Raw genomic sequence first — 12184 nt, forward strand, 5'->3', positions numbered from 1 at the left:
GCACACGCGCGTCAAAGGCTGCGCGGCCTCTCGGGGGTCAGCTGGGGAAGGTTGCATGCAGAAAAGGGTCTCGGCGCTGTTACATATACCCAACCGATAGCGCTAAAACACCGCGCTGCCTGTTCTCAAAACGACATGAAGCCAGAATTTTGGGCCTAGGTGCGCAAACGCGCGCCAATCACACCTTCGGATCGGGGTTTTCGGTATGACCGTCCACCGCAATCACCTGCCCCGATACAAGCCGCGCCGCGTCAGAGCCGAGGAAAACAGCCATATTCGCAACATCTTGCGCCTCGACAAATCTGCGCATGGATGTGCCTACCGCATAGCCCTCATAGACCTGATCGCGTGTCATGCCCTTGGCCGCCGCCTCGCGCTCCAGAACACCCTCCATCCGCGCGCCCTCTACCGCACCGGGGCATATGGCATTTGCGCGAATGCCATGCGGCCCCAACTCCATTGCGAGGGTTTTCATCAGGCCGATCACCGCCCATTTCGCCGCCGCATAAGGCGCACGGTTCGGATAGCCGTAGATGCCAGCAGTAGAGGAGGTAAGGATGATCGCACCGGCCCCCGCAGCCTTCATCAAAGGGGCCGCGTACTTAACCGCAACAAAGGCCCCCTCCAGATTAACGCTCACACAGGCGCGCCAGTCATCCAGCGCGATATCCTCGACCAGTGCTGTTGGTCCGGCAATGCCTGCATTGGCACAGAGCACGTCAATTTGCCCCATCTGCGCAATCACCGCCGCCATCGCCACCTCGTCTACCGCATCGGCGTGATGGCTCTGCCAAGCGTCTGGCAAACACGCCAGCGCCTCGGCATCCACATCTGTCACCCAGACCTCGCAGCCTTCAGCGGCAAACGCCTCGCCCATGGCGCGGCCGATGCCAGAAGCCCCCGCCGTAATCAGGACCTTCCTCAACGCGGCGCGCCGATGGCACGGCCAACCCCCTCTGGCGCAGGCAGGCCCGCGTGGCCCGTGGCAAAGCGCACCAATGCCGCTTCGATATGCGGCGCTGGCGGCGTGGGTTTGCGTGTCTCGAGGCTCACATGCAGCAAGAAATGCTCGCCCGTCGCCAACAAGCGCCCGCCCTCGTACATCTCGTGGAACAAATGCATCTTCTTGCCCTCCCCCATCACCACACGGGTGCGTATGGTGATGGTCGCCCCAGCATGGACTTCGTCGATATGGCGGATATGTGTCTCGGCGGTGAAATAGCTGCCACCCGATTTGATATACGCCGCGTCGCAACCGATGATCTGCATGAAGCGGTCGGTCGCATCGGCAAAGGCATGCAAATAACGCGATTCCGTCATGTGGCCGTTATAATCTGTCCAATCCAGCGGCACGGTGCGTTGCGCAGTCTCTACCAATGCATCCGCAGCCAGATCAGCAGCCTCTGCACCATGCACAGTATCTTTGCGCAGCACAGCTTCATGCGATTGTAGTGTGGCTCCTGCACCCCAACCATTCGCCTTGAGACTGCGCAGAATGCCTACAAGATTGTCGTCGCGAATATGCTCCAATGCGCGCGGCGTCAGATCGCCCGACTGCGTATCACACTGATCGCCTACCATTTCCACGAAATCATCTGTCAGCTCTGGCACATCCATCAGCTTGGTCCACGGCCATTTCAGGCAGGGGCCAAACATCGCCAGCATCGCGCGCATGCCGCCCTCGCCACCTGCCAGATGAAAGGTCTGCATGGTGCCCATCTGCGCCCAGCGCAAACCGGGACCATAGGCAATCGCCGCATCCAGTTCTTCCGCCGTGGCCACCCCGTCTTTGAGCAGCCAAAGCGCCTCGCGCCATAGCGCCTCTTGCAAACGGTCCGACAGAAACCCCTCAATCTCGACGCGGCAGTGCAGCGGGTGCATTCCCAGCGAGGCATAGATGCCACGCGCCGTTTCGATATGGGCCGGATCAGTCTGTTTCCCTGCCACCAACTCGACCAGCGGCAGCAGATAAACCGGATTAAACGGATGCCCCACGATCAGGCGTTCAGGGTGCGCCATGCCAGCCTGCAAATCCGTTGGCATGATCCCCGAGGTTGAGGACGCGATCAGCCCTTTTGTATTCACCGCCTCGATCTCGGAATAGACTCTGTGCTTGATCTCGACACGCTCCGGCACTGCTTCCACGATGAACGCGGCATCCTGCGCGGCAGTTGCGATGCTGTCGCAAAATGTCACTGCCCCCTCGGCGGGCAGCACAATGTCGGTCAATCCAGGCAAGGCGCGGCGCGCATTGTCGATCACTTCGCCGATCTTGCGCTCGGCCTCCGGATCAGGGTCGAATATCCGAACATCCCACCCGTTGAGCATGAACCGTGCGGCCCAACCGCCGCCAATTACACCACCGCCAATAATCGCCGCTGTCTTCATCGTATCACCTTAAGTCGGCTCACATCGTAGCCATTAAAATCCAATATCTCGCGGGCTGCCTTGATCCGGTCTGCCCCGCCCTTTGTGCTGCGGTCCACGATCCAGCCAAAATCGCCCTGCTTGTTGCCCAGCACCGCAGTCCGGAAACCTTCATCCACCCACAGCACCCAAAAGTCGCGGGTACCACCATCAGGCATTGTCACGCGGAACTGCCCCTTGCCCAAGCGGGTCACTGGCAAGTCCTCGGAAAAGTCACCACAAATGCCCGCAGGATCACAGACAAACGCACCCAGCCGCATCACGCGGCCCTTGGGTGTGTCGATCATGCGAAACGCCATGCGCCCCAACGCAGGGTCAAAGCCCGCACGGATGTACCAGACGCCTGCAAATTTCTGCGCGTCATACCGCGATGTCACGCCGATCAGCGCATCAGCATCACGGTATGTAGGGCCAAGCGGCACGGGCGCAGGTGGCGCAGCCACACATCCGCCCAGCGCCAACAGAGCCGCAAGGGCAAGGCTACGGATCACCGCGGCATCCGCTTTTGCAGGCCCAGCTTTTCGCGCACTTGCGCAGGCCCGATCAGCGTGGCGCCCATTCCTTCGATGATGCCGCGCGCACGGGTGACAAGCTGGTGGTTCTCGGCCAAGACCCCCTTGTCGAGCCACAGATTGTCCTCCAGCCCCACCCGCACATGGCCGCCCGCCAGTACGGATGCTGCCACATAGGCCATCTGGTTCCGCCCCAGACCAAAAGCCGAGAACGTCCAGTCGTCAGGCACGTTATTGGCCATCGCCATAAAGGTATTGAGGTCGTCAGGTGCGCCCCATTTCACACCCATGCAAAGCTGTACAAGCGCGGGGCTGTCCAGCACGCCTTGTGCAACCAACTCCTTGGCGTACCACAGGTGGCCTGTGTCAAAGGCCTCGATCTCGGGCTTTACGCCCAGATCGGTCATCATCTGCCCCATCGCCACCAACATGCCGGGGGTGTTGGTCATGACATAGTCGGCCTCGGCAAAATTCATCGTGCCGCAATCCAGCGTGCAAATCTCGGGCAGACATTCGGTTATATGGGCCATCCGCTCGGTCGCACCCGCCATATCGGTGGCGGCCTCGTTCAGGTCCATCGGGTTTTCGACACTGCCAAAAACAATATCGCCCCCCATGCCCGCTGTCAGGTTCAACACTACATCTGTATCACTGTCGCGGATACGGTCAGTCACTTCGCGGTACAGGGCGAGATCACGGCTCGGCGCGCCTGTCTCGGGGTCGCGCACATGGCAATGCACCACAGCCGCCCCAGCCTTGGCCGCTTGTATGGCGCTATCGGCGATCTGCTCTGGTGACCGTGGCACATGATGGCTGCGGTCTTGTGTGGCGCCCGATCCGGTGACAGCGCAGGTAATGAAAACCTCGCGGTTCATGGCTAATGGCATGTGTCTCTCCTTTGATATTCTGACACGGTACTACGCTTGCGGGCCTGTGTTTCCACCCTCGAAAACGTCCTGTCCGTGTCGTGTTTGGTCCTAATAGGGCATGGGGTGGGCGCGGTGTGCCGTGTCGATATCTGCCATCACCGCCTCCGACAGCACCAGATCGGCACCCGCGATGATATGGGTCAGTTGGGCCATGGTCGTTGCACCAAAAATTGCACTGGCCATAAAGGGGCGGTCGCGCACAAAGGCCATGGCCATATGCACCGGATCAAGCCCGTGCTTTTCCGCGACCCCCAGATAAGCCGCCACCGCCTCGAATGCGCGCGGCGTCTTGCGCCCGCCCAATTCAGGCGAGAGCGATAGACGCGATCCATCCGGCACCGCCCCGCCCTGATACTTGCCCGTCAACAGCCCTGTAGCCAGCGGCGAGAATGACAGCATTCCGATGTCTTCGTTATGGCAGGCTTCGGCCACATCCGTATCGGCCATGCGACACATCAGCGAATATTCGTTTTGTACAGTGGCGATGCGCGGCCCGCCCACACGCTCGGCCGCATTGGCCCATTGGGTAAGCCCCCACGCACTGTCATTGCTCATGCCAAAGGCGCGGATACGCCCCCGATCCACCTCGATCTGCAGGGCGCCCAAACAATCCTCGATGTTCTGGATCGTTTCGGCGCGGTCCTGCGCGGACGGATCATATAGCCAGTTCTTGCGGAACATATAGCTGCCGCGATTGGGCCAGTGGAACTGATACAGGTCGATGTAGTCAGTCTTGAGCCGCGCCAGTGATCCGTCGATGGCCTGCGGAATGGACGCCGCCGTGATGGGACCGCCATCTCGCACATATGCGATCCCCTCGCCCGAATGCTTTGTTGCCAGCACCATGTCGTTGCGCCGCCCCGTCGCCGCAAACCAGTCGCCAATCACCTCCTCGGTGCGCCCCTGTGTCTCCGCGCTCAGCGGATTGACGGGATACATCTCGGCCGTGTCGACAAAGTTTATCCCTGCGTCCAGTGCGCACTCAATCTGCGCGTGGCCCTCGGCTGTGGTGTTCTGTGTGCCCCAGGTCATCGACCCCAGACAGAATTTTGAGACCTCGATATCCGTGCGGCCCAGTTTCGTCATCTGCATGGCATGCTCCCGCGTTTTCCTGCGCCAGACCCTAGCCACCCGCCGCGCGGTCGCAACCGTTTTCAGTACACGCGGTGGCCTTGCAACGATAAATTCCGCCGCAAACAGACCTGAATTGTCGGATTTCTCTATATTTCTGCGCCTAACAGGATCATTCAGAACCTATGCGTATGATGATTTCCTTTGCGGCGCTGTTTTTCTCGGTCGTCTTGCTACAGCTCTCGTCGGGCGGGGTTGGCCCGCTTGATGTGCTTTCCGGCACGGCGCTGGGGTTTACACGGCAAGAAATCGGCATGCTCGGCTCGGCGCATTTTGTGGGGTTTTTCATCGGCTGCTGGTTTGCGCCACGGCTTCTGGGATCGGTCGGGCACAGCCGTGCTTTTGCCGCGTTCACAGCCGCAGGCAGCATCGGCCTGATCGCTCATATGATGGTAATCAATCCCTACGCATGGGCGTTGATGCGGGTGGCCTCTGGGCTGTGCGTGGCAGGCTGTTACACGGTGGTCGAGGCATGGTTGCAAGCCAAAGTCACCAACGAGACGCGCGGCCGCGCCATGGGCACCTACCGGATGGTCGACATGACAGGCAGCCTCGCGGCGCAGGGTATCATCGGCATTCTCGCCCCTGCTGATTATATCTCCTACAACATCCTTGCAATCCTGTGCTGTGCCGCCTTGCTTCCCATCACCCTCACAACAGCATCGCAGCCCGATACCCCCAAATCCCCGCGCCTGCGCCCGATGCTGGCCTACGTTCGTTCACCGCTGGCGGTCGCGGGGGTAATTGTCGCGGCGCTCTCCAGCGCCTCCTTCCGGATGGTCGGCCCGATCTACGGCCAAGAGCTGGGCCTGAGCGCAGGACAGATCGCTTGGTTTCTCTCGGCGTTTGTGATCGGCGGCGCGTTGGCACAACTGCCCATCGGCTGGCTGGCAGACAGGTTCGATCGCCGCAAGGTGCTGATCTGGCTCTCGGTCGCTGCCATCGGCAGCTGCGGCGTGACCATGTCCACCGCCGAATGGGGCGTAACGGGTATATTGCTGTCGGCAGGCCTTTTTGGTCTCACGACCTTCCCGATCTATTCCGTCGCCGCCGCCCACGCCCATGACTTTGCCAGCTCGGAAGAGCGGGTCGAGCTTTCAGCGGCGCTGATGTTCTGGTTCGCCATGGGCGCTATCGCCGCCCCCTACGGCGCATCCATCCTCATTGAAAACTACGGCCCCCAAGCCCTGTTCATCATGCTGGCCACAGGCCACGCCGCCCTGATCGTATTCGGCGTCGCCCGTATCGGCGTTGGCCGCATCGCCGAACGCCGCACCGCATATGTCTATGCCCCCCGCACCTCCTTTCTGGTTGGCCGCCTGTTTCGTCGTGACCGCGAGAAATACCACAAAAAGCCCTAATCCTGCCCTCCTTTCCCTGCATCCAGAGACAGTTACGGGACATAGGAGATCAAAAGATGCGGATCATACAGCTGGCTGCGGGTGGCCTGTTTGCACTTTTCGGTCTTGTCGCACTCTCTACGATGCTGCCGCAAAGCACGTCAGCATTGCAGTCTGCACCCAATGCCAAGGAACATGCGCAAACGGCAGCTGCAAACCCGCTATTGACCGCACCGCCTGCTGTCTCCGCTCCGATCCCCTTGGCACAAACGTCCGTACCCGACACCACAGCAATTGAAACCGCATGGCGCGCATGGATGACCCGCCACGGCGTCGACACAAGCGCAATCGCGATCGGTATGAACGGCGCCATAATTACAGGCGCTGGCCAAGGCCGCACGTCCGATCAGGCCTATCCTGTCGCCAGCCTGTCCAAAGCCGTCACCGCCATGTGCCTAAACACAATTCTCGCACAGAGCGATCACAGCTGGGATACCCCCCTGTCGGAATTGACGCCCGTCTGGAACACACTTGGCATGGCGCCCCACGCAGAACTGGCAAAGCTACCGCTCAGCGCCCTTGTCACGCACACCAGTGGCCTGCCCAAAAACATCGGGTCGGACGGCACCGCTGGCGAAGGGCGCAATATGTATACCCAAGCCAATTTTGCCCGCGCCGCCCTGCGCGATCCGGCCCACCTGCCCGCAAGCCGCGGGCATCTCTATTCAAACGTGAATTTTGCCTTGCTGGGTCAGATCATCGAAGGCTTTACGGGCCAGTCCTATGGCGATTATTGCCAAGCGGCAGTTATGGCTCCCGCAGATGCCAGAACTGCACAGGTCGCAGGGCGCATGTGGGCCACCGCAGGCTTTGGTGGCTGGTCCATATCTGCCGCAGATTACGCGCGTTTCGCGATGCACTGGTACGCCCCTGCGCGCCCCTGGATGCAGCGTCCCGCCGATTTCGCCTATAATCCCGACAGCGGCGCTGGCCTTGGCGTCTTCCACCGCACCGGCAAAGGCACGCATACTTTGAACCACTCGGGCCTGTGGCGCAGCAAAACACCCGCGCGGCGCATCGGCGCGCTGTTTGTCATGGGAACAAATGGCAGTGTTTTCGTCGCAAACTGGCAAGGCAGCCTGCCGTCCGAAGCCTATGCAGACCTGCGCAAATCGGTCACCGTTCTACTGCACTGATTGATCCTCACAGCGCATGCAGCTATGGGAGGGGGAACACCGCAAGGAATACCCTTTATGACCCGTCACCTCATCACCTCCGCCATTCCCTACATCAACGGGATCAAGCACCTCGGCAATCTGGTGGGCAGCCAGCTGCCTGCCGATCTCTATGCCCGCTACCTGCGCGGCAGAGGCTACGAGGTTCTGTTTCTTTGCGCCACGGACGAACACGGCACCCCCGCCGAGCTGGCCGCGGCCAAGGCAGGCAAACCCGTTGAGGAATATTGCGCCGAGATGTACGCGGTGCAAGCCAAGATCGCGGCAGACTTCGGCCTGTCGTTCGATCACTTCGGCCGCTCGTCGTCCGAGCAGAACAAGCGCCTTACCCAGCATTTCGCAGGTGCGCTGGCCGATGAGGGATTGATCGAGGAAATCGAGCAAAGCCAGATTTATTCTCAGACCGATGGCCGCTTCCTGCCAGACCGTTATGTCGAAGGCACCTGCCCCAACTGCGGATTCGAGGACGCGCGCGGCGATCAATGCGACAACTGCACCAAACAGCTTGACCCCGAAGATCTTATCAACCCCCGCTCCACCGTGTCAGGGGCAACCGATCTGGAAATGCGCGCCACAAAACATCTCTTTCTCAAACAATCCAAGATGAAAGACCGCCTGAACGACTGGATCGAGAGCAAAACCGACTGGCCTGTTCTCACCACTTCCATCGCGAAAAAATGGCTGCATGATGGCGACGGCTTGCAGGATCGCGGCATTACCCGTGACCTCAAATGGGGCGTCCCCGTCAAACGCGGTGACGCACCGTGGCCGGGGATGGAAGGCAAGGTCTTTTATGTCTGGTTCGACGCCCCCATCGAATACATCGCCTGCGCGCAGGAATGGGTCGATGCGGGCAAAGGGGAAAACTGGGAACGCTGGTGGCGCACCGACAAGGGCGCGGACGATGTCCGCTACACCCAGTTCATGGGCAAAGACAACGTGCCCTTCCACACACTCAGCTTTCCCGCCACGATCATGGGGTCAAACGAGCCGTGGAAGCTGGTCGATTACATCAAGTCCTTCAACTACCTCAACTATGACGGCGGCCAGTTCTCGACCTCGCGCGGGCGCGGTGTGTTTATGGATCAGGCGCTGGAAATCCTGCCCGCCGACTACTGGCGCTGGTGGCTGCTGTCCCACGCGCCCGAGACATCGGATGCAGAATTCACGTGGGAAAACTTCCAATCCTCCGCCAACAAGGACCTTGCCGATGTCTTGGGCAACTTTGTCAGCCGCATCACAAAATTCTGCCGCTCCAAATTCGGCGAGGCGGTGCCAAGTGCTGGCGAATACGGCGAGGCTGAACACGCCCTTATCGCCGATCTGACCGCCCGCGTGGCCAAATACGCGGATCATATGGACGCGATGGAGGTCCGCAAATCCGCCGCCGAGCTGCGCGCGATCTGGGCGGCAGGCAACGAATATTTACAAGCCCAAGCACCATGGACCACCTTCAAAACAGACCCTGACCGCGCAGCGGCGCAGACGCGCCTCGCGCTCAACCTCATCCCGCTTTACGCGACGCTGGCAGCCCCGTTTATTCCTGATGCGGCGGCAAAAATGCTGGCAGGTATGAAGATCGCCGATGCAGGCTGGCCCAATGATGTAGCAGCAGCGGTGGCGCAATTGCCCGCAGGCCATGTGTTCGAGGTGCCAGAGGTGTTGTTTGCCAAAATCACCGACGACCAGCGCGATGAATGGGCCGCGCGCTTTGCCGGAACCCGCGACTGATATCTGGAAACAAACTGTTTCCATTTGTGCCATTCGACTCCGCCCCCCTGCTAAGATAAGGTTTTAAAAACCAAAACTTCCTGCTGGGGGGCATAGTGCCATGGAACTGATCCTTTTGCTCGCTGGCGTAGGCATGATTGCGGCCTTTGCCTCTGGCGGTGATACCGACGACGCGCCCGATATGCCCGTCGATCCCGATACGCCCGTCGATCCCGAGGTTCCTGTCGATCCCGAGGTCCCCGAACCAGAAACGCCCAGCCTGCCCGTAGATGAAACGCCGCTCACACCAGAACCACCTGCCCCCCCGACACCGCCGGTAACAGGCCCTATCATTCTGGACGGCGCCAATGACGATTACCTCGGCACCGCGCAGGCCGAACGGATCGAGGGCGGCGATGGCAATGACACCATCTTTGGCAACGGCGGCGCGGATACCATTCTGGGCCAGAACGGCGATGACAGCATCACAGCGGGCGGCGACGCAGATCTGATCGAGGGCGGCGCAGGGGATGACAGCCTGCACGGCAGTGGCTTTGAAAGTAGCAGCGCAACCGATTTTGAAGATGCAGATACCATCCTGGGCGGTGCAGGCGATGATTATCTGCGCGGCTTTAACAGCGACGACAGCCTTGATGGCGGTATCGGAAATGACATCATTTGGGCTGACTTTGGCAATGACACGCTCTTGGGCTGGGAAGGAAACGATACCCTGCGCGCCATGGAAGGTGATGATCTGCTCGACGGCGGCGCAGGCGAAGACAGCCTGAATGGCGGGCGCGGCTCCGACACGCTGCTGGGCGGCGATGGCGATGATGTGCTGAACTTCCGCCCGATCGCAGGCGCGGAACAAGGCCCCAACAATGATCTGCTGGACGGCGGCGCAGGCGACGACAGCTTGCGCGCAGATAGTGGCAGCACCCTGACGGGCGGCCTTGGTGCAGATACCATGCAGCTTGAGGAAAGCATTACCGACGATCTTGTCGCACAGATCACCGATTTTGACCCGACCGTCGATACCCTGCGCATAGATTTGACCGCAGGTAATGGCGATGGCGGCGAGATAACCCTACAGCCCCGCAGTGACGGTCAGGGCAGCAATCTGTTCTTGGGGGACGATCTAATCGTCGAGTTTCTGGGCAACAGCCCTGTCACACTGGATGATTTTGAGCTGAATATCTCGCTGGAATACAACGACAACCAGTCCGAAAACTACGCCAACACCTATACCATCGGCAACAGCGCCAGCGGCATCGGCACGGATGTATTGGGCAGTTACGGCGACGATACGATCATCGGCAGCGATGGTGCCGACCGGATCGACGGCACCTTTGGCGGCAGTGACAGTCTGGTGGGCGGCGAAGGCAACGATACCCTGATCGCCGTGGGCGGAGACTACTTCATCTCCGATACCGATGATCTGGACTCAGACGGCAACCGGTTTGAACGGATCACGCCAGAGCCTGACACGCTCATTGGCGGCGCAGGCGATGATGATCTGACCCTTGCCCGCGCAGGTGAACTGACAGGCGGCGAAGGGGCCGATATCTTTGCAATACAGGACAGCCGTGAGGCAGGTCTGTTCGCCCCTGCCCTGATTACAGACTATGACCCCAGCGAAGACTTCATCCTCGCGCTGGCCGTCCCTGGTACATTGCCTGACAATGACGCCCTGATCGTGCGCAATACCATTGATGGCACGGCCTCCGAAGTTGTGATCGACGATGCAGTCGTGGCAGTCGTCCAAGGCGTACCTGACCTGACGGCGGCAGATGTGACCTATGTCCAGATCATCCCCGACTTCCAGCGCCCTGCCTAAGCGCGGCTAGCCTGTTCGGCGCAGCCCTGTTGCCGCATCAAACAGATGCGCCTTGCCGGGCTGGATGCCGAACCGCAGCACGCGTGTGTCATCGCTCAGCAGATGCACGCCTTGCATACTGGCGGTAAAGCTCTCGTCCGTACCGTCCAGTTTGCCATGCAGAAGCGTGTTGGCGCCCAGCGGCTCTGCCATCGCGACATTCACACAGATCGGTCCCGCGCCGTCAAACACCAGATGTTCTGGCCGCACGCCCAGCTTTACGGGGCCATCAGCGCCTACTGCATCTGCCACAGCCACACCGCCCACCATCACACGCCCCCCCTGCACCTGCGCATCAACGATGTTCATCGCAGGGCTGCCGATAAACTGCGCGGAAAACAGCGTGCGCGGCGTCTCGTAGACCTCCAGCGGCGTGCCTATCTGCTCGGCCACGCCACCGTTCATCACGATCATACGGTCCGCCATGGTCATGGCCTCGACCTGATCGTGGGTCACATACAGCGCGGTAATCCCCAGCTTTGATTGCAACTCCTTGATCTCAAGGCGCATCTGCACCCGCAGCTTGGCATCCAGATTTGACAGCGGCTCATCGAACAAAAACACAGCAGGTTCGCGCACAATCGCACGGCCCATGGCCACCCGCTGGCGCTGACCACCCGACAGCTCGCGCGGCTTGCGATCCAGCAGCGGCTCCAGCTGTAACAGCTTGGCCGCCTCTTCCACCTTGGCCTTGATCTGGTCCTTGGCCAGCCCCGCGATTTTCAGCCCGTACCCCATGTTCTGGCGCACCGACATATGCGGATAGAGCGCGTAGTTCTGGAACACCATGGCGATATCACGGTCCATCGGCTCTTTGTCGTTGGCCCGCTCGCCACCGATCATCACATCGCCCGCGCTCACCCGCTCCAGCCCAGCGACCATGCGCAGCAGCGTGGATTTCCCACAGCCCGACGGGCCGACAATCACGATAAACTCGCCATCCGCAATATCGGTAGTGATCCCGTGGATCACATCCGTCGCACCAAAGCTTTTCTTCACATCCCGCAGGGAAACCGTTGCCATA

The 12184-nt window shown here is 60.4% G+C and carries 10 protein-coding genes; 4 read left to right on the forward strand and 6 right to left on the reverse strand.

What is annotated here, in order from left to right; all coding sequences use genetic code 11:
• Positions 1–178: 178 nt before the first annotated feature.
• From Q0903_RS00535 to Q0903_RS00555, 5 genes are all read right to left on the reverse strand, one after another.
• Entirely contained in the window at positions 179–925 is a 747-nt protein-coding gene (locus tag Q0903_RS00535) for an SDR family NAD(P)-dependent oxidoreductase (RefSeq protein WP_299411857.1), read from the reverse strand.
• Positions 922–2388 (reverse strand): carnitine 3-dehydrogenase, encoded by a 1467-nt coding sequence (locus Q0903_RS00540; RefSeq protein ID WP_299411859.1) that lies wholly within the window; start codon positions 2386–2388, stop codon positions 922–924. The genes Q0903_RS00535 and Q0903_RS00540 overlap by 4 nt, the downstream gene beginning before the upstream one ends.
• Positions 2385–2918: a lipocalin family protein gene (locus Q0903_RS00545; protein WP_299024048.1), complete on the reverse strand. Its 534-nt coding sequence runs from the start codon at positions 2916–2918 to the stop codon at positions 2385–2387. Before Q0903_RS00545 ends, Q0903_RS00540 begins: the two co-directional genes overlap by 4 nt.
• The gene (locus tag Q0903_RS00550; RefSeq protein ID WP_299411861.1) at positions 2915–3826 is read right to left on the reverse strand and encodes a 3-keto-5-aminohexanoate cleavage protein; all 912 of its coding nucleotides are present in this window, start codon (positions 3824–3826) and stop codon (positions 2915–2917) included. The genes Q0903_RS00545 and Q0903_RS00550 overlap by 4 nt, the downstream gene beginning before the upstream one ends.
• A gap of 90 nt (positions 3827–3916) precedes the next feature.
• The gene (locus Q0903_RS00555; RefSeq protein WP_299411863.1) at positions 3917–4960 is read right to left on the reverse strand and encodes an aldo/keto reductase; all 1044 of its coding nucleotides are present in this window, start codon (positions 4958–4960) and stop codon (positions 3917–3919) included.
• Positions 4961–5124: 164 nt separating this feature from the next.
• On the opposite strand from Q0903_RS00555, the gene Q0903_RS00560 reads away from it, so the two are divergent.
• The 4 genes from Q0903_RS00560 (at position 5125) to Q0903_RS00575 (ending at position 11121) form a co-directional block, all read left to right on the forward strand.
• Positions 5125–6360: an MFS transporter gene (locus Q0903_RS00560; protein WP_299411865.1), complete on the forward strand. Its 1236-nt coding sequence runs from the start codon at positions 5125–5127 to the stop codon at positions 6358–6360.
• 56 nt (positions 6361–6416) lie between these two features.
• Positions 6417–7535 carry a serine hydrolase domain-containing protein gene (locus Q0903_RS00565; RefSeq protein ID WP_299411867.1) on the forward strand — a complete coding sequence of 373 codons (1119 nt, stop codon included), beginning with the start codon at positions 6417–6419 and terminating at the stop codon, positions 7533–7535.
• A gap of 57 nt (positions 7536–7592) precedes the next feature.
• The gene (gene metG / locus Q0903_RS00570; protein WP_299411869.1) at positions 7593–9305 is read left to right on the forward strand and encodes a methionine--tRNA ligase; all 1713 of its coding nucleotides are present in this window, start codon (positions 7593–7595) and stop codon (positions 9303–9305) included.
• Positions 9306–9405: 100 nt separating this feature from the next.
• A complete protein-coding gene (locus tag Q0903_RS00575; protein WP_299411871.1) occupies positions 9406–11121 on the forward strand; it encodes a calcium-binding protein in 1716 nt (571 codons plus the stop codon).
• 6 nt (positions 11122–11127) lie between these two features.
• On the opposite strand, the gene ugpC is transcribed toward Q0903_RS00575, so the two are convergent.
• On the reverse strand, positions 11128–12183 hold the full coding sequence (gene ugpC, locus Q0903_RS00580; RefSeq protein WP_299024062.1) for a sn-glycerol-3-phosphate ABC transporter ATP-binding protein UgpC: 1056 nt from the start codon (positions 12181–12183) through the stop codon (positions 11128–11130).
• Position 12184: the final 1 nt, after the last annotated feature.

The sequence above is a fragment of the uncultured Sulfitobacter sp. genome (assembly GCF_947502895.1).
Lineage (GTDB): Bacteria > Pseudomonadota > Alphaproteobacteria > Rhodobacterales > Rhodobacteraceae > Sulfitobacter.

Coding starts and splice junctions, on each gene's coding strand:
- Q0903_RS00540 (WP_299411859.1), bottom strand. CDS start 2,388: ATGAAGACAGCGGCGATTATTGGCGGTGGTGTAATTGGCGGCGGTTGG.
- Q0903_RS00550 (WP_299411861.1), bottom strand. CDS start 3,826: ATGCCATTAGCCATGAACCGCGAGGTTTTCATTACCTGCGCTGTCACC.
- Q0903_RS00555 (WP_299411863.1), bottom strand. CDS start 4,960: ATGCAGATGACGAAACTGGGCCGCACGGATATCGAGGTCTCAAAATTC.
- Q0903_RS00560 (WP_299411865.1), top strand. CDS start 5,125: ATGCGTATGATGATTTCCTTTGCGGCGCTGTTTTTCTCGGTCGTCTTG.
- Q0903_RS00565 (WP_299411867.1), top strand. CDS start 6,417: ATGCGGATCATACAGCTGGCTGCGGGTGGCCTGTTTGCACTTTTCGGT.
- metG (WP_299411869.1), top strand. CDS start 7,593: ATGACCCGTCACCTCATCACCTCCGCCATTCCCTACATCAACGGGATC.
- Q0903_RS00575 (WP_299411871.1), top strand. CDS start 9,406: ATGGAACTGATCCTTTTGCTCGCTGGCGTAGGCATGATTGCGGCCTTT.
- ugpC (WP_299024062.1), bottom strand. CDS start 12,183: ATGGCAACGGTTTCCCTGCGGGATGTGAAGAAAAGCTTTGGTGCGACG.